Here is a 17,003-nt window from a genome sequence, read left to right as displayed (position 1 = left end):
TTCTAGAAAGGCGCGCTGCTCCCTTGGGCCGCCCGCTTCGGAATGTGATGGCCGGATCCGAAATTGTTCTGCTTGTTGCCTCATCGAGCTCATCGGGGCTGGGGCTTCTTGGGCCAGAGATCTCGCGACTCGGCGCCGCCGAACTGCTGGCGAGACTAGCTATCAGACAAAGGACAATACGACCTCGTGGCTTCGCAGTTGGTCCAGACATGAAAGCAACGACGCCAGCCAGGTATGCTTGCGTGGATAGCGGCGTTATAACGCAACGATGCATGGTGAGTTTCGCGCTCATCGATTTGAATAAAGTGCACTTCCACCTGACGGCCTTAGAGCGGATGTCAAATCTTGTCCCTCAATGTGGTGGGAGACGCTTGACACCAGGCGGCCTCTCAATGTCAGCGAGACCCACCTTGCGCGCTATCACCACAGCGGCGCCACTTGGCCTACGTGTGGGTACACAGCGCAAAACAACCCAGTCGCTCGATCGCTAATCAAGGCGAGCTTCTGCTGGAGGGTGTCGAGACATTAACGGGCTGCTCGGTGTGCGCGTTCGCTAGCAAGAGATTGGTGGCCGATACACGGAGCCCAGGAACCTTGCGACAAACCCGCTGCCAAAACGAAGGAGAATAGTTTTCAACAGAGAGCAGCGGCAATAGCGGGCTCGCAGAACAACACGCCCGATCCAAGAAACGCCGCTCGCTGCTCGGTCGATGGGATGAAGCACGGGCAGGCAGAAGGGGCTAACATCCTTGGCGCCCCGTAAGCTCGCCGCCACAAACCCTCGAGTGGCTCTTAGAGGAAGATGGAGGGCACGATTGGAGACAGTTTGATACCGGGGGACGACGAGGCAAGACATTCATCAGCTCCATTGATCGATGAAATCGCGCGGCGACTTCTTATGTGGCCCGAGCGAATTTCACCGCCACTGACTGGCATGTGTCCGTCGTCTCCATCAATTGCTAGGTTTGGTAGTTGACTGAGCGGGAGGTCGGCTGTCGCTGCGTGAATCGTAGCTAATGTGTCGCTCGACTCCACAGCCCCGGCGTTCCCGGCCGATCGGTATCGCAGCGTCGGCGGGTGAATTCTAGGCGTTTGCTTCGATCCACGTCGCGCGAAGCTCTTACAGGGAACGATCGTTTCGAAGACCGTGATCCCGCCGGATCTGGTTGTAGTTGTGGCGCTCGAATATCCTTTGCGCCGTATCACGCATGATTTCGGCTGCCACCGCCGGAGCCAAGGGTCAGATGTCCTTGTCCATCCGGACGAGCTCGATCAGGGTTTTCGATCCGGAAGTCCCTAAACGTCGAGATGTCATCATCTCGACGACATAAGATGATCAGTTCTCGATCTCCAGTTGGTTGGCGGCGTCGCGCAACCAGTCGTCGTCCCCATCGAGATCCTTGGCTACACGGCTAATGGCGGTGATGGGATGAAACTTGTCGAGATGTAGGGTCACGCTGCTTGAGCGAGGAGCGTTGTTGTCGGGGCGTCCAATTCCCGGCAGCAGTGCGTCCAGCTTGTCTTCGCGGCGCGGGTCAGGGCGACCCTCCGCCGCACAGCTTCGCACGGCGTCGTTGATCGATTTGGAGCTGGTTGTGAGTGTGCCAGATGGGCGAACGCATTCCTCAGGCTTCCTGGCGCGTGCAGCAAAACGTGATTCATTTCATCCAATCATTGCGTTGGCTGGTCTGAACAGAGGGGGCGCGAAAGTAACAATCGAATGCGGCTGCCACAGCCCGGGTGAGAAAACGATGCTCCGGCCTCACGCGGAGGAATCCCTTTTCCATTTCGACGATCCCATCCTCAGCGAGCATTGCCAAGCGTTCGCCTGAACCGAGCAAGCCGATCGGGTCAAATCCATGAGCAGCGCAAATTGCCGGCACGTCCACCTCGAAATCGCACATTAGCCGCTCAATGATCGCGGCCCGGACGCGGTCTTCAAGGCTGAGACAGTAGCCCTTTGACGTCGCCAGACGGCCGGCGTTGATTTGGCCGCTGTAGGAACCCGCTGTAACTTCGTTCTGGACGTAACCCTCGCCAAGCCGGCCGATCGCCGACGGTCCGAAGCCGATCACTTTATTGCAGGTGTCGGCGGAGTAACCGAGTGAATTCCGCCGCAGGCGACCGGCTTTCTGCGCCAGCGCGAGCTCATCGTGCGGCAAGGCGAAATGGTCGAGTCCGATCTGGCGGTAGCCCGCTGCAGTCAGTGAATTGGCCATCGCGGCTGCTTGTTCTGCACGGGCATGGCTGTCTGGCAGCGCTGCCTCGTCGATCAGGCGCTGATTCTTCTTGAAGGAAGGAACGTGCGCGTAGCCGAACACCGCAAGCCGGTCTGGTCGCATTGCCAGCGCCGTTGTCGCGGTCTGAACGCAGGACTGCACCGTCTGATTTGGCAGCCCGTAGATGAGGTCGAAGTTGACGCGCATGATTCCATGCTGCCGCAGCGCCTGGACAACGCGCTCTGTTTGTGCCTCACTCTGGACCCGGTTGATGGCTTTTTGGACAATTGGATCGAAGCTCTGCACGCCGAGGCTCGCGCGGTTCACGCCGGCAGCCGCCAATCCTTCGCATGTGGCGAGCGTGAACGTGCGCGGGTCGATCTCAACAGCAATGGCGGCCGTGTTCGAAATCGCAAAGCGTCGGCGCAGAAGCCCCATCAACCGGCGGAATTCCGTTGGCTCGATGAGGGTCGGCGTTCCACCGCCGAAGTGGACGTCGCTCACAGGCAGCGGTTGCGCAACCTGCGCCGCGACCAAATCGATCTCCTTACGAAGAACCCCCAAAAAGTCGAGGATAGGAGAATGCCGGCGAGTGATGCTTCGAGCGAAGCCACAATACCAGCAAATCGATCGACAGAACGGAATGTGGAAATAGAGCGACACCGATTGGTCAAGCGGCAGCTGCTGCAGCCATCTCTCACAGGCGTCGCCGCCGACTGCTTTGGAGAACTGGGCTACAGTTGGATAGATGGTGTACCAAGGAAGGCGAGCATCGTAATACGTGCTTAAGATCGAGGTCTGCAAGGATTGTTATCCCATGTTTACGAAGTTTTACGTCGCAAGCGAATTGTCCTGCATCCCTTTGCTTGCCAAGGGCGATCGGGACTGTCGCTAGGCAATTGGGAGCTTGCGTGACGGCCGATCTGCGGAAGAAACGCGCTGTCGGATGACGATCCGCTCCCCTCGGACACAGAGAACAAGTTCTGCAAGCGAGATACTCGAATCAACACAGCCACGGCGGGGTCCCCAATTCGTCCGCCTTGATAATCTTTGATCTTCGGCAACGAGACACCCACCAGGGCCATTTAAGCTGCTAGGCCTCGAACTGCTCCACGATTTGACTCGTGCGAGGTTCAATGACCAACATTGATACGGTCCCGTATTCTCCGTCAACTGACAAGGTTGGTAGTTGATTCTGCGTGGCGTATTCCCCATCGGTCCAGGAATAATGGGTCCGCTTGGCTCCGTCCCGGTATGTAGTGAAATTCGCCAATGAAGGGATTGTCGGTGGGCGTCTTCATGGATCCCTCGCAGAAGAAGTCCTTTCATGCGTCCGTTACTCGGCGGCAATATCGCTACGAGCGAAACTCTCCTATCGGCGGCTCTCGCGCAGCTGGCGTGACGAAATGAGCCGGGTAGGTGAGCGAGAACGGATGGGTGCAATTGAACAGCCGGCCGCCTCAGAGGCGCCGCCGGTTTTGCGCAGACGTCAAGGCACCTACGTTGGTGGTAGCCGTTTTCGTGTGTCTGCGCACCGCAGGAGCCGACCTTTTAAACGACGTCAGGCAATATCCCGCGAGGGCAGCTCGTCAAGCCGCTCCAACGCTAAGCATAGCGCCGCCCGACGACAGGCGATTCTATCGGAGGTTCTTTCGGGAGAACAGGCGAAGATCGAATAGTGGAGCTATCTGGTACTCACCGCTTCACCTTCCTCCGTTTCATCTCCGCCGTCAGCTCAAACCTATCGAAGCCGGCGAGGAAACTCGCGCCTTCGTCTAAACCCAGAAGGTCCGATCACAGTCGGAGGGCCACCGGGCTCACCCCCGGAAACGTCGTACCTCGATGATTTGCCGAGTGTTCAGTCCCAGTCCAGCTCTCCACACGCCTGTCGCAGATATCGAAAGTGGTTGAGGATCAAGCGGCTTCACCCGGTCTCGTGTAGTTCGTTGGGCGCGGTGTGCCGAAAGTTCCGAACACCCGCGCAAACTAGGACGGCGGGCGCTTCCCCAAAACGCATACCCGGAAAACTCAATAAGCAGAACGCTCTCTTCTCTCCAATTCAGCGCATCCGGCCTCTTGAGATTGGATCACTTGATGTACGATCGAGCCCTCCTGCCGCGAACGTTCTACTGGACGCCACTGTTCGTCGGATAGGCACAAATCGCGAAACCAAATAGCCCGAATGAACCGACTACGGCGGCCTAGACCCGGGAGATCGCGGCGCCGATAGCTCTAGACGGTATTCCTGACCGCCTCAGCTAGGATTGCGTAAAGCTGCCGCTTGCTCATTTCCTGAGGCCGCGTTTTTAGCGCCTATTGCAGCAGCTTCTTTCGGAGGCGATCGCGGCGGGCAGCCATCAACGTCGGCCCTCCGCTTGGGCACCGATCTAATCTTGGGTTTTGTGCTGTTGGTGGCTTGTGACCTCGAGTGAGACGACCAACCGAGTCGGCCTGCCGCAAACGGCGTTGCGACTGCACTCGAGATGACCCGCGATCTGCGCGGCACTCTGTCCCTCGGACCAGAGCTGTTTCAGCTGTGCCAATTCTCTTCTATTCCAGCGCATGGAAGATACTTTGTTGCCAGTTCGGACGTCCGTCGCCTCGGCAATGTAAGTGGTCGAGTGGCAAAGGGGCTGCCTGCCCGAGAAAATGACGATAACCGGCTGGGTGCCACAGCTGCGAGTGCTTGCGGCTTGATGTTGAGTACCACGAAGGGCGCGTTCGCGCGCCTCCCAATCCTGATAGGGGAGCTTCGCTCGCCTTTCCATTATTCTTCGTTGACGGGGACCAAACCAAAGTCCGTAACATGATTTCAGATTTCGGACCTCGCGCGAAGTCCAGCGATGATCATGCGTGACACATCGTTAGTGCACCGCCCAAGCTCGTCGTGTTTCGAGCGCGCTTCCCCCGAACTCTAGACAGCGCACTCAGCTGATCCAGCAAAAGTGCAAGCCAATGTCAGCGAGACAATCATGACAGCGTTATCGACAGAAAGCGCCTGCGAGAGCACTGATATCCCGCTGAGCCGCCTTGATGTAAGCGAACCCAAGCGCTTCGAGGATGATACCGTTTGGCCTTATTTCGAGCGGCTGCGAAGGGAAGATCCCGTTCATTATTGCGAAAACAGCCCATACGGACCATATTGGTCGATAACAAAATACCGCGACATCATAGCCGTGGACTCAAATCACACAACATTCTCATCAGAGCGAAGCGTCACAATAGTCGACCCGCCGGAGGAGTATTGGACCCCCAGTTTTATCAAAATGAATCCTCCTCTCCATGCTCAGCAACGTAAGACTATCAGTCCGATAGCGGCATCGGAGAACTTGGCAAATCTTGAAGGCTTGATCCGCTCGCGGGTTCAGAAGATTTTGGACGGTTTGCCGCGCAACGATACCTTCAACTGGGTCGACAGGGTCTCGATCGAGTTGACGACCCAAATGCTGGCCACGCTGTTCGATTTTCCATTTCAGGATCGGTGGTTGCTGACCTACTGGTCGGACGTAGCTGCCTTGACTCCACAAATGGGCGACCAGATCGACAGCTGGGAAAAGCGAAAGGTGGTGCTGTCGGAGTGCCTGGACTATTTTACGCGGCTTTGGAGCGAACGGGTCGATTGTGAGCCGCGCGGTGACCTGATCTCGATGATGGCGCATTCACCGGCGACCCGAAACATGGAGCCCCGCGAGTTCCTGGGCAACCTCATTCTGCTGATTGTTGGAGGTAACGATACTACGCGCAACTCAATTACCGGGGGCGTCTTGTTCATGAGTCAAAATCCATCCGAAATGCGAAAACTCCGGGATGATGCTTCGCTGGTGTCCGGCGCGGTATCCGAGATTATACGATACCAAACCCCCATTGCACACATGCGCCGGACCGCTGTGGACGATTTCATGATAGGCCACAAGCGAATCAGGCGAGGCGACAAAGTTGTGATGTGGTACATCTCTGGCAACCGAGATGACGAGGTCATTGCGAGAGCCAACAGCTTCATCATCGATCGGGAAAATGTACGGCAACATCTCTCTTTCGGATTTGGGATTCATCGCTGCGTGGGTAGGCGCCTTGCCGAGCTGCAGCTGAAAATCCTGTGGGAGGAGATGCTGAATCGATGTTTGGAGGTAAATGTGGTCGGCGAACCGGAGCGAGTTCAATCGAATTTTGTGCACGGTTATTCCGCACTGCCGGTGCAGATCCCAGGTTAGTCTCGGCTGCGGCCGACCTTCAACACTGTCATGCCGTTCAGAGCCGGCGGTTAGGACAATGACTTTCTGGAGACCAGTTTTCTGGGTAAGTTCACCGGCGTTGCGTGACGGGCTTACGGTTGTTTCGAAGGTTGCGGGCAGGGGCCGCTATCGCGTCGAGGATTTTGGCCGGGCGGCTACGATACTCATCATGGCCTGCTGGAGCCGTGCCAGCGTTCAAAGTCTAGGGAAGCAGTCCGTCCAGTCGATGAACTGAATGACCAGAGACTGGCCATACGAGGGGGCTTACTTCATGTGAAGACGAGGACAAGCAGGCTCGAGCAGAGTAGCGCAAATCCGGCTGCGGTCAGCCCGAGGAAACTGCTGGAGACAAGATCATGACTGCCCATGAACGACCTCTGCGGCGAGGAATAGAGATCGGCAATCGCCGCTCCGCTTCCCTTTCTGGCCAATCTCGGCATTGTTATTCAAATGAGCCGCATAATTCCTGCCGGTCTCGTGGCAGAGCGCACTTTTCCAGCAAGATCGAGCGACAGTTCGCCGCGTTCCGGCGGGCATCCTCGTTAGTGCTCTCGTGGTTGCAAACGGATCGCTCCGCCAGAAGCTGAGTAGACCAGAGCATCTTGACAGCAAAACTCACTCAATCGTGCCGTCCGCGTTTGAGCGCTTGCAGGATTGAGCGCCCATCTGAACCGCCGCCGCGGATTTGGCGGAGGCTCCAAGTCTTGAGAAGGTGGAGCCATGACAAGCAAGACGACGAGAAATGTTCACCCGAGGCCCGAGCCCGACGGGGTCGTATAGCTCTGTATCAGGCCAACGAGCACAGGTCGCGCTGGACGACGGTGACTTCCATTGCGGCCAAGATTGGCTGCACGCGCAGACCTTGCATGACTGAGTCAAGTAGGTCGAGATCGACAGTGGGCAGCGGGCCGGCGTTCCGACCGAGCTGCCCGAGAAGCCCAAGGCTCTGGAACGGAAGAACCGCGAGCTTCGCCAGCCAACGAGATCCTGCGCAAGGCAAGCGCTTATTTTGCGACGGCGGAGCTCGACCGCCGGTCCAAGCCATGATCGCATCGACGATGATCGTGCGGCGCGTGGGGTTGAGCCGATCTGCAAGATGTTGCCGATCGCCCCCTCGACCTACCGCGGAAGCAGATTATTCCCAAAGGCGGGCGACATGCCACCAGCGATGTTCAGATCTTCGGCAAACGCGATCTCGGGGCAATAGCTCTCATTGGTAGAGCACGAAGAGATCGCGCCTCTCAAGGTGCAGGGCCAATCGATCCAACAGATTGGACGTCGCCTGGGGCGGGCTGATTCGACAGTCTCGCGTGAACTGCGGCGCAACGGCCGCCCGCGCCGAACCAGAGGGCCATGGCCGCCCATGTGAGGACCATAGCGCCCGCATGAGGCCGGCCCGGCGCTCAGGGAAATGCGAGAGCCCGGAAATCCGAGCCGCACGGGACGATTCCGTCCTCCTCGCAACGAGACGTTTCGAACGCGGCGCGATCGTTTCAAACGCAAGCGCCGCGCGAATTGCGAGGATACCAAGCCGCGTCAAACCATGAATTCACTTCTGCACGCGAGAGGCTTTTAACCGCTCGGCAAATGTGCGCTATACCGAGTGCAAAGAGGGCACTAGCCTTATCGCATTATCCCTCGAAAGGAGAGATGGAGCGTGAGCGAATTTACGGGAGAGGTTCAAGCGAACATGGGCCTGGTGTTGGATCAGGTCTGTGCGGGGCTGCCGAATGGCGGTGACCACGAGAGCCGCCGGTATGTCGCTGAGCAACTGATCCAAGCGGTACGGGCGGGAAAAACGACTCTGGGGGAGCTGACCTCTGCGGGACGTCGCGCTGTCGTCTATCTGAAGAATGCGCCGAAATCAGCCTAGCAGTCCCTTGTTGCCGGCCCGATCTGCCCTGCGTTCGCTCGCAGGCAACCGCGTACCCGACAGACCTCGTGGTGTTAGGGCACATTGACGGGTGGCATGGGCGCCGTCGGGCGCGGCATGAACGCGCTTTGGTGGTGGCCGCGTGCCGCCAATATGATCGCGAAAGCCGTGAGAACGATCAGGAGTCCACGCATATCGACAGATTACTCGGAGAGCTGTATCGCAATTATGAAACGGCTCATAGCCGGTGTGCCGAATCAACAAGAAAACGAAGCTGTTGTATCATTCGATGAGGCGAACGCGGTTGGACTGCAAAGCGCCAAAGTCATAACGCTTGGTCTTGCGGCAAGACGGCAAAGTCATGCCTTTTGTGCCGAAAACGTGCGTACGGGCCTCGTTGAAGCAGAAATCTGCGGCGGATTTCAATCGTAGGATCAATCGCTGGATGCCTTCGTTCTTGGCCTTCTCTTGGGCTTTCGTCCCCGTCACGAGTTCACCGAACGGGCCGCGGATCATGAGCGTCTAGGCCTCCAAGCTTCTCCTGACCACTTGCGACAGAGACTGACCCACGAGCTGTTCGTAAGCGCCAGGATCCGTCGCGCCCTCGGTATTGATGAGGAAGACCCGTGCGTCAGGTTCAAGACCAGTCAAGCGCGCGAGGTCGAATCGGCCGCAACTTTCAGCAACCCTGCCAGACCAACCCCGCCACTTTCGCCTGCAACGATAGCCGGATCACCGTCCCGGGGATTGGCCAAACGGTTCATAATCCCGACGGCCTCCTCGTCATCGACAATCATAAAAGCGTCGGCTGCGCGCGAAAGGATGCGCCAAGCGACGAGCGAAGGTTCGTAGCACTCTAGCATCGCCATCACTGTCGGCTGCCCATGAGCTACCTTGACGCAATGCCCGGTTCGAGCGCTTTCAAACAGGCACGCTGCGCGCGATGGATCGACAACCGTGAAGGACGGGCGACTATCACCTAACGACACCGAAAAATGTCCAAGACCGCTGCGGCAAGTCCACCGACTCCTGACTGGACGAGGACGTGGGTCGGAGGTTCGGGCAACTGTCGTAGTGCTTCAGTCAGGAGCGCGGAGATCCCTGCATTACCAGACCAGGGATAGCCCGGCCAGGACCTGTCAGACACCGTGATTCAGCCGTTCTCTGCGGCAACTCGGGATGCTTCGGCAACGGAGTCATCGTAGTTGCCGCTGACGCGGATCATCTGCGCGCCATGTGGGACGATTGCTGCGCTACGCTGATCGCTGACGCCCGAGTGAATGAATATAGCGCAGTTCGCCCCCACGAGCTGAGCGCCGTGCGCTACGGACCTGCCATGATCGCCGTCCGTTGGCGCAGGATACCGTCATCCCCCGTGCTACGGCCTTCACCTCAGGTGCGTGAAGCTCCGAGATGTCAACAGCCCTGCCGAGGCGCGGAGTTGCTGCTTCCAAGACGAGCCGGATGACGGCATAGGAGCCGCCCAAAGCCTTGAAACTGCCAGGCCCGAGCCGGTGACCCTCGTCGTTGACTTGGACCGAGCCCACGCCAATCTCGTGGGCGAGGCCCGGCAAGGAAATCAGCGCTGTTTCCTTGTGGCCATTGCGATATCAAGAAACCGTTCCACCTCGCACGCAGCTTCGCGACTCAGCATGTTGGCATCCGCACTATCCAAAGGCGCCCGGTGGTCAGTGCGATGGTTAGGAAGCAACATGGTTCGAGTTGGCGCCGATCTAAGCATCGCGGCGATGCGCTTGCCGAAACACTAGCGGCAATCCCAGCGATGTCACGCCTTCTCGCTAATCCGCAAGAAATGGGAGGCCGCTCTCGATGACGACCCCGACGGTGCTCAGGCTCGGGCGGGTGATGCTGATGTTTGAAGATCCGGCAGGAGGGCGTTGCGGCCATCGCTCACCCGTTCCCGGCTGCACTCCTCGTTTTGAGCACGAGGAAGGATGACGATTTCTAGGCCGTGGACACGAACTCGGTCCTCATCACGTACCCAGATCCAGCAGCACGAGAGCAAAAGGCAGCAGAGGCAAGCGCGTTGGATTGCAGTGGCGGGCCTTGCTCCCAGCCGGTTGATGCGTGCCTTCATGTTCTGCCGGCCCGGACGGCCAAAGCGCGGCCGAAGTCGAACCAGCATCGACGCTGGTCGTGATCCCGTTGCACGGTGAAGCAAGGACCTCCGATGGCAAGGCGTCCTTCGTAGCCGAATGGAGACTCTGCGCGCTATTCGAGCGCGGAAATTCGGCAGCGTGAACTCGTGCGCCGTGCGAAGAGTAGCGTTGGCCCCAGCCCGCAGATGATGGCGCCTGATGCCTGTCGCGCCTGAACGAAGAATGAGGGCCTTTTTTGCAAAGCCATCCCTCGTCTTCTGTCCCCAATAGGTCACAATCAGGTCTACGCTCGTGTTGAGTGCGAGCGAAATGAGCCCAGGACGATGAACTGCATGCTGACACTCCCAGATGGGTCGACGAGTTGCGGGATGAACACGAGAAAGCATGCGGCTGTCTTGGGTTGAGCGCCTCTATGACGATGCCCTGGCGAAAAGCAGAATGCGCATCTGTCGTCTGCAATTCTATCGGATCGACGCTTGTCTCGCGCCACGCCTTAATCCCGAGCCAGATGAGATATAGGCCTCTGGCGATCTTTAGGAAGGTGAACGCTTCTGCGCTTGCGACAACACGGGCAGACAGACCGACGGTGCCGCCGAAAACGTGGACAAGCCCTCCGGTACCCAGGCCAACGCTCGATGCGAGCCCTTCACTTCTGCCGCCAGCAAGCGTGCGGGCCACAATATAGAAGAGACCCTGGCCGGGCGTGACCACCACAAACAATGCCACCACCAGGAACAAAAAGAACGTATGCGAGTTGAACATCGCTTAACCCGATTATCGTTTCAACTGGCGTTAGCGGCGCCAATCTTCTTGCATGATGGCTAGACCCGTTTCACGCCCGAGTGCAATTGCAGAAAGCTCAGGACTGCAGCGGCCGTTTGGCTCGCTACAAAGCCATTTGTAACGCCGCCGGCCGGCCGCTGGACGGTTCTGGCTCATTTGCGCTCTTGTCGGAAGACGGAATGCACAGCCGACGCCTCGCAGGCCTTTGCGCCGACGAAAGCGGCGGCGCGTGACTGAGCGACCCAAGGCTTCGCGGTCATGGTTGTCCAACAGTCGGATGACCAGTTTCGGCTGCTCGAAGAAGGAATGCACGTCTTCTCTGAGAGATATTCCTACTGCCGGGTTGACGGCCTTGACCAGAACCAGAGGACGTCAATCTGGTACAGCAAGAATGCCGCAGACTGGCTCTATGGAAGGAACCAGTTCTAGCCTACATCGGTGTCATGAATGCTCCACAGCATAGGCGACCGAGATGAGCAATGAAAGCGCTCACCTGCACTCTGACACAGCGATCGGCGCACCGGTTTACAAGACCTGGATGTGCGCGCTCTGCGGGGTTGTTTACAGCGAGCGGGAGGGATGGCCGGACGAGGGCATTCCGCCGGGCACTCGCTGGGAAGACGTCCCCGACGAGTGGATCTGCCCCGATTGCGGCGCAGACAAGAGTGAATTCCAGATGACTGAGGTCTGAACGAAATCCCGTTGATGCTGCGAGCAGCGTGCGCGGCATTCATCAATTGCCAGGGAGCTAGCATGTACGTCCCCCCACATTTCGCCGAGTCGCGCCCTGAGGCGCTTCACGATCTCATCAACAAAAATCCTCTCGGCATCCTCTTTACTAACGGGAAGAGCGGGCTCTACGCAAATCACCTGCCTTTCGAGTTGCACGCGAAGGAAGGGCAGCAGGGCGTGCTTCATTCACATGTGGCTCGCGCAAATCCCATTTGGCAGGATATCGCGACGGGAAACGAGGTGCTGATCGTATTCCGCGCCGGGGATGCCTACATCGCGCCGAACTGGTATCCGAGCAAGGTCGAGTTCAAGAAGCAGGTCCCGTCCTGGAACTATATGGTGGCTCATGTGTACGGACGCGTGACAATCCGCGACGATGAGCGTTACGTTCGTGGCATGGTCGCGCGGCTGACGCGCATCCATGAGGCGAAGCAGGCCGATCCTTGGAAGATGACTGACAGCCCCAAGGACTACATCGATATGATGCTCAAGATGATCGTCGGAATCGAGATCGAGATCACACGACTCGTTGGCAAGTCGAAGCTTAGTCAGAATAAAGAGGTCCGGGACATTCTCGGTGCAGGGAACGCGCTCAAGGCCCAGGGCAAGGATGTGATCGGCGATGCAATGCTGGCCGCCGCTGTGGCCAAAGCGGAGCAGGCCTGACTCATATCCGACGGAGCGACATGCTCGGAGAAATCGTGGCGCAACGACCTACTTGTGATCCTCGGGTATGACAGGGCCAAACCCATCGGCGGCCCTGCGCAAGCATGGATAATCTCATTCGCCCTACGATCGTCTGCCGCTGGCGAAAGCTGTAGTTGGACTCAAAAACTGGAGATCAGTGCGCGTTCTTCCCGGCGCGCTGCGGAGCACCTAACCCAATGTTCAAGTTCGCGGCGAGCGCCGATTGCCGCGAAAGAGACTTGAGCGCGGCCATCCAGATATTATCTGGCAGTTTCCATCCGTGGGCGCTTGGACAGTTTGGCCTTTCTGTTCGCGCGGACCGATGCCTCAAGGACACCTTTCAGGCGGACTGCGGCCGCCTGCAATTCCGCGACGGAAAAGCCGCCGAAGCCGAGCATTAGACCGAACCGAGCAGGCGCATTTTGGTACATGGGCGAGATCGGTCGCACAACCAGCCCGGCCTTGTGTGCTTGCTCGGCAAGCTTGACGTCGTCGAGGCCGGCAGGAAGCCAAAGCACCAGGTGCATACCTTGGTCGCTGGGTTGGAGCGCTGTCCAGGACGGCAGCTCCGTCTCAATGGCGGAGATCAGGGCCACGCGCCGTTCTGCGTAAGCGCCCCGGATGCGCCGTATGTGAGCTTCGAAATAGCCCTCGCGCATATATTGCGCGAGCACATATTGATCGGCTGTCGGAGAATGGCGGTCAATAAGAGCACGGGCGCCCGCGAACGCATCCACCAGCGGAAGGGGAACGATGGCGTATCCGATCCGCATGGATGAAAACAGCACTTTGCTCATCGTCCCGAGATAGACGACACGTGTAGGATTGAGTCCCTGCAGGGACGGAAATGGATGTCCCGCGTAGCGAAGTTCGCTGTCGTAATCGTCCTCGACAATCCAGGCATTGTTTTGACGGGCCCAGGACAGCAGAGCCGTGCGTCTCCCCATGCTCATCGGCATGCCGAGCGGATATTGATGCGATGGCGTAACGAACGCGACCCGAGCCTTCGGGCATCGGACGAGACCTTCGTGGACGTCGATGCCCTGCGCGTCGACGGGAATGCGAGAGGTCTGGACGTTGAAGTTTCCGAGAACCGCGACAATACCGGGATAGGCGGGGTCTTCCGCCCATACTGCGTCTCCGTCCGCAAGAAGAACGGTTGCAGCCAGAAAAAGACCCTGCTGCGTACCCGCCGTGATCACGACCTGGCCGGCCTCGCATTTCACTCCACGGGCTTTACGAACGTAGTCAGTAATCGCGAGCCGCAAATCAGGCAATCCTTTCGGGTCGATGTATCCCGACGGGGCAGCCACGCGCAGCGCTCGGACGCGATTACCGAGACGGCGCCACTTGTCATCCGGGGCGACCGCGCCTGCCGGATGAGCGATTGCAAATGGCGCCGTCCCTTGCGGCCGAAGAGCTTGCGCGACCTCCGCAAGACGGGCGACGTTCTCCCGCAACACAGGGCCGATCCGCGGCGGCGCAATGAATGCCTGCGGTGGGCTGACGAGTTCGCGACCGCCGTTGACGTTGGCGACGATCGTGCCGCCTCTGGCGCGCGCCTCGAGGTAGCCTTCCGCATGTAGCTGACCGAACGCCTCGATGACCGTACCCCTCGCGAGTTGGAGCGATGCCGCGAGGGCGCGGGTGGACGGCAGCCGTTCGCCCGGCTTCAACATCCCGTTTGATATCGCCTCGCGAAGTGCCTGTGTAAGTTGTTGTCCGACCCGGCCTGCGGCCTTGTCGAGAGAGCCCAGCGAGGGAATTGCGATGATGTTTCGGAGCCTTGCCATTGCCGTTCTGGTCTACCTGTCCGCTCGTACTTTGAAGTCCAGAATAGACCAACTCTGTGAGTCATTGAAAGAAATCGTCACATACCGCTCTACCGCTCGGTTTCGACATCCAACCCGCCGAGCAGCGATGGCCTTGCGGGTCAACGACCATTTCCCCACGACGTAGGTAGCTCGGCCCGAGGCCGTGGAAGATCGCCTCGTTGAATCGACGGGCTGAGCATCTTCGTTGCTGAGAGGCTATCCAGTTTCGAAGCCCGTCGAGAGTGTGAAATCCATCGGCCGCGTAGCAGCGGACGTCCGGAAGGAAAGCCTGCATCAATTCGGCGAGCGCATGTCCCGGATCGAGGTCCAAGCACCCTGCTGGCCCTCAGCTCTGCCAGGGCCTCCGGGGTCCCGACCGCTCGATGAGGCGCGCGAGCTGCAAAGTGAGCTTCACTGTTGCATCGCTTGCGGAGAAGATGCGCTCGCCGTCGCCTCCTGCGATCAGAATCCGCTGGCTTTCGATCGGCCTCGCGCCTGCTGGCGGCGAGCGCCTCTTGCAAGGGTTTGCGGGCGCGCGCGAGCCGTGACGTGCGGGAAGTGATCTCAATGCGTGTCTATATGTTGAAGGCGGCTGCGGCGCTCAGGCGCTACATCGATGATCGCCTTGTACAGATGGATCGGCGAGCATCAGCGATAGCTCCCTACCAGACCAATGAAGAATGCATGATCTGAGGTTCTCCGCAGGCGCGGACGCCCCCGCGGCGAGGGTTGCTGTTCGGCGCCAAGCAGAGGTTTGCCCTGAACCAAGCTCCAGCCAGACCTGCAGTTCATTCCGAGGAGCGGGCGTCTTCACCGTCGAGCTGAGCCAGCAGCCAGTCTGCAAACGCTCGTACGGCCGATCTTTGTCGGCTGGCGCGCGGATAGATGAGACCGTGACCGACGTAACTGATATCGGTCGCACGTCCCGCCAATGGGGCAACCAATCGCCCATTGGCCAGTTCAAGCTGGGCCAGGAGGGTTGATTCCAACGCCACTCCCAATCCCTCCGCAGCGGTCGCAATTGCAAGAAAGCTCCGATCGAACCTCATGCCGTGGAGCGCGGGGCTTCCAATCCGTTGGCAGCGAACCATTGATGCCACTGCACCTGCTTCACGTCTGAGCGGATGAGCGTCTGATCGAGGAGATCAGCGGCCTTCCTTATCGATTTTGCGAGCGAGGGAGAGCAGAGCGGCGTGACCGTCTCCTCTGGTAGTGGAACAATCTCGACGCCTTCCGCGCGCGGCGGACCGTAGACGATGTCGATATCGAAATCATCGTTGCTGAAGCGCGCATAATCCGTGCTTGCGGCCAGTCGAACCTCGAGCTTCGGGTAAGCAGCGAGAAACTGCGCAAGCCGTGGCGCCAGCCATTGCGCAGCAAAACTTGGGGCGGAATGGACCCGCACCAGTTGTGGGCCGCGGGCGGCGACTTCTTCAAGCCCGCGGCGGAGCTGATCGAACGCCGCCCCGGTGTGACGCATCAGATTTTCGCCGGCTGGCGTGAGCCGCACAGATCGCGCGCTGCGCTCGAACAGAACGGTGCGTGGCCTCCAGCTTGCGAATCGCGTGACTGACGGCGCTCGGCGTCAGGTGAAGCTCATTCGCCGCATCGCGAAACGATCCGGTCCGGGCTGCGGCTTCAAAGGCACGAATTGAGGATATCGGGATCTTCGAGAGCATTCGATAAGTGAACCAGATTCATCGATCCGTGACAACTGCGCGTTTGTAGGGCCGGCCTCCGCAGGTCATTCCTAAATCCAGCAAGGAAGAACAATTTGCGGGAGGAATTGATGCTGCTCAGCGGTAAGACGGCAATCATTTCGGGCGCGGCCTCGCCGCGGGGCATCGGGCTCGCAACCGCCCGGCGGTTCGCCGCCGAGGGCGCTCGGGTGGCCATTCTGGATATCGACGCGGGCGCCGCGGCGGAAGCTGCGGCATCGCTTGGAAAGTCCCACATTGGACTGGCGTGCAACGTCGCCGACAAATCGCTCTGCGAACAGGCAGTCACCCGTGTGATCGAAACCTTCGCAGGCATCGATATCCTGATCAACAATGCCGGGATCACCCAGCCCGTCAAGTTCCTGGACATTTCGCCGGCCGATTGGGATCGAATTCAGGACGTCAATCTGAAGGGTATCCTGTTTCTGTCCCAGGCGGTGATCCCGCATATGCGCGCACGGAAGTCCGGGTCGATCGCGTGCATGTCGTCCGTCTCGGCCCAGCGCGGTGGTGGAATTTTTGGCGGGCCACACTACTCGGCTGCGAAAGCAGGGGTCCTTGGCCTCGCCAAGGCGATGGCGCGGGAGTTCGGCCCTGACGGGATTCGCGTCAACTGCGTTACGCCCGGCCTGATCGGCACGGATATTACGGCAGGCAAGCTGAATGATGAAATGAGAGCGAAAATTCTGGAAGGCATTCCGCTCAATCGCCTCGGCACGGCAGAAGATGTCGCCGGTATCTACACCTTCCTGGCCTCGGACCTATCTGCCTACGTCACGGGTGCCGTGATCGACGTCAACGGCGGCATGCTTATCCACTGAGCCA

Annotated in this window: 11 protein-coding genes, 4 pseudogenes and 1 other annotated feature; of the genes and pseudogenes, 7 read left to right on the top strand and 8 right to left on the bottom strand. The window is 59.0% G+C overall.

Features of this window, described 5'->3' with window-relative positions; genetic code table 11:
- Positions 1 to 1,336: 1,336 nt before the first annotated feature.
- The 3 genes from AC0L2F_RS32365 to AC0L2F_RS32355 form a co-directional block, all read right to left on the bottom strand.
- Positions 1,337 to 1,567 carry a hypothetical protein gene (locus AC0L2F_RS32365; protein ID WP_473251157.1) on the bottom strand — a complete coding sequence of 77 codons (231 nt, stop codon included), beginning with the start codon at positions 1,565 to 1,567 and terminating at the stop codon, positions 1,337 to 1,339.
- 91 nt (positions 1,568 to 1,658) lie between these two features.
- Entirely contained in the window at positions 1,659 to 3,023 is a 1,365-nt protein-coding gene (gene hemN / locus AC0L2F_RS32360; protein WP_473251156.1) for an oxygen-independent coproporphyrinogen III oxidase, read from the bottom strand.
- A gap of 1,583 nt (positions 3,024 to 4,606) precedes the next feature.
- Positions 4,607 to 4,783 (bottom strand): GcrA family cell cycle regulator, encoded by a 177-nt coding sequence (locus tag AC0L2F_RS32355; protein ID WP_473251167.1) that lies wholly within the window; start codon positions 4,781 to 4,783, stop codon positions 4,607 to 4,609.
- Positions 4,784 to 5,191: 408 nt separating this feature from the next.
- Between AC0L2F_RS32355 and AC0L2F_RS32350 the strand changes: the two genes are divergently transcribed.
- The 4 genes and pseudogenes from AC0L2F_RS32350 to AC0L2F_RS32335 all read left to right on the top strand — a co-directional run bounded on the left by AC0L2F_RS32350 (position 5,192) and on the right by AC0L2F_RS32335 (position 8,324).
- Entirely contained in the window at positions 5,192 to 6,430 is a 1,239-nt protein-coding gene (locus tag AC0L2F_RS32350; protein WP_231189035.1) for a cytochrome P450, read from the top strand.
- A 725-nt stretch (positions 6,431 to 7,155) separates the two neighbouring features.
- Positions 7,156 to 7,574 (top strand): annotated as a pseudogene (locus tag AC0L2F_RS32345) (IS3 family transposase); the annotation flags it as partial.
- Positions 7,453 to 7,565, top strand: a sequence feature (AL1L pseudoknot). Its footprint overlaps the pseudogene before it by 113 nt.
- Before the next feature lie 3 nt (positions 7,575 to 7,577).
- Positions 7,578 to 7,790: pseudogene (locus AC0L2F_RS32340) on the top strand (helix-turn-helix domain-containing protein); the annotation flags it as partial.
- 318 nt (positions 7,791 to 8,108) lie between these two features.
- The gene (locus AC0L2F_RS32335) at positions 8,109 to 8,324 is read left to right on the top strand and encodes a hypothetical protein (protein WP_085348737.1); all 216 of its coding nucleotides are present in this window, start codon (positions 8,109 to 8,111) and stop codon (positions 8,322 to 8,324) included.
- Between the two features lie 282 nt (positions 8,325 to 8,606).
- Here the strand turns inward: AC0L2F_RS32335 and AC0L2F_RS32330 are convergent, their stop codons facing one another.
- The 3 genes and pseudogenes from AC0L2F_RS32330 to AC0L2F_RS32320 all read right to left on the bottom strand — a co-directional run bounded on the left by AC0L2F_RS32330 (position 8,607) and on the right by AC0L2F_RS32320 (position 11,206).
- Complete coding sequence (locus AC0L2F_RS32330; protein ID WP_473251155.1) at positions 8,607 to 8,840, bottom strand: hypothetical protein; 234 nt, start codon at positions 8,838 to 8,840, stop codon at positions 8,607 to 8,609.
- 6 nt (positions 8,841 to 8,846) lie between these two features.
- Positions 8,847 to 10,038 (bottom strand): annotated as a pseudogene (locus AC0L2F_RS32325) (diaminopropionate ammonia-lyase).
- Between the two features lie 280 nt (positions 10,039 to 10,318).
- Positions 10,319 to 11,206, bottom strand: a complete 888-nt coding sequence (locus AC0L2F_RS32320) for a LysE family translocator (RefSeq protein WP_473251154.1) — start codon at positions 11,204 to 11,206, stop codon at positions 10,319 to 10,321.
- A 493-nt stretch (positions 11,207 to 11,699) separates the two neighbouring features.
- Here AC0L2F_RS32320 and AC0L2F_RS32315 point away from each other — a divergent pair, with 493 nt between their 5' ends.
- On the top strand, positions 11,700 to 11,918 hold the full coding sequence (locus tag AC0L2F_RS32315; RefSeq protein WP_007600162.1) for a rubredoxin: 219 nt from the start codon (positions 11,700 to 11,702) through the stop codon (positions 11,916 to 11,918).
- A 62-nt stretch (positions 11,919 to 11,980) separates the two neighbouring features.
- Positions 11,981 to 12,625 (top strand): FMN-binding negative transcriptional regulator, encoded by a 645-nt coding sequence (locus AC0L2F_RS32310; protein WP_473251153.1) that lies wholly within the window; start codon positions 11,981 to 11,983, stop codon positions 12,623 to 12,625.
- Positions 12,626 to 12,906: 281 nt separating this feature from the next.
- Here the strand turns inward: AC0L2F_RS32310 and pdxR are convergent, their stop codons facing one another.
- A complete protein-coding gene (gene pdxR, locus AC0L2F_RS32305) occupies positions 12,907 to 14,439 on the bottom strand; it encodes a MocR-like pyridoxine biosynthesis transcription factor PdxR (protein WP_473251152.1) in 1,533 nt (510 codons plus the stop codon).
- Positions 14,440 to 15,248: 809 nt separating this feature from the next.
- Positions 15,249 to 16,139 (bottom strand): annotated as a pseudogene (locus AC0L2F_RS32300) (LysR substrate-binding domain-containing protein).
- 110 nt (positions 16,140 to 16,249) lie between these two features.
- On the opposite strand from AC0L2F_RS32300, the gene AC0L2F_RS32295 reads away from it, so the two are divergent.
- Positions 16,250 to 16,999: an SDR family NAD(P)-dependent oxidoreductase gene (locus AC0L2F_RS32295; protein ID WP_473251151.1), complete on the top strand. Its 750-nt coding sequence runs from the start codon at positions 16,250 to 16,252 to the stop codon at positions 16,997 to 16,999.
- The last annotated feature ends 4 nt before the right edge of the window (positions 17,000 to 17,003 follow it).

It is taken from the genome of Bradyrhizobium sp. Ken64 (assembly GCF_055807555.1).
The sequence above is the reverse complement of the archived record's forward strand: the minus strand, read 5'-3'. Positions and strand labels throughout refer to the sequence as shown.

What these genes read in the sequence shown, in the direction of transcription:
- AC0L2F_RS32315 (WP_007600162.1), top strand. Translation starts at nt 11,700, where the DNA reads ATGAGCAATGAAAGCGCTCACCTGCACTCTGACACAGCGATCGGCGCA.
- pdxR (WP_473251152.1), bottom strand. Translation starts at nt 14,439, where the DNA reads ATGGCAAGGCTCCGAAACATCATCGCAATTCCCTCGCTGGGCTCTCTC.
- AC0L2F_RS32355 (WP_473251167.1), bottom strand. Translation starts at nt 4,783, where the DNA reads ATGCGCTGGAATAGAAGAGAATTGGCACAGCTGAAACAGCTCTGGTCC.
- AC0L2F_RS32350 (WP_231189035.1), top strand. Translation starts at nt 5,192, where the DNA reads ATGACAGCGTTATCGACAGAAAGCGCCTGCGAGAGCACTGATATCCCG.
- AC0L2F_RS32310 (WP_473251153.1), top strand. Translation starts at nt 11,981, where the DNA reads ATGTACGTCCCCCCACATTTCGCCGAGTCGCGCCCTGAGGCGCTTCAC.
- AC0L2F_RS32320 (WP_473251154.1), bottom strand. Translation starts at nt 11,206, where the DNA reads ATGTTCAACTCGCATACGTTCTTTTTGTTCCTGGTGGTGGCATTGTTT.
- AC0L2F_RS32295 (WP_473251151.1), top strand. Translation starts at nt 16,250, where the DNA reads ATGCTGCTCAGCGGTAAGACGGCAATCATTTCGGGCGCGGCCTCGCCG.
- AC0L2F_RS32330 (WP_473251155.1), bottom strand. Translation starts at nt 8,840, where the DNA reads ATGATCCGCGGCCCGTTCGGTGAACTCGTGACGGGGACGAAAGCCCAA.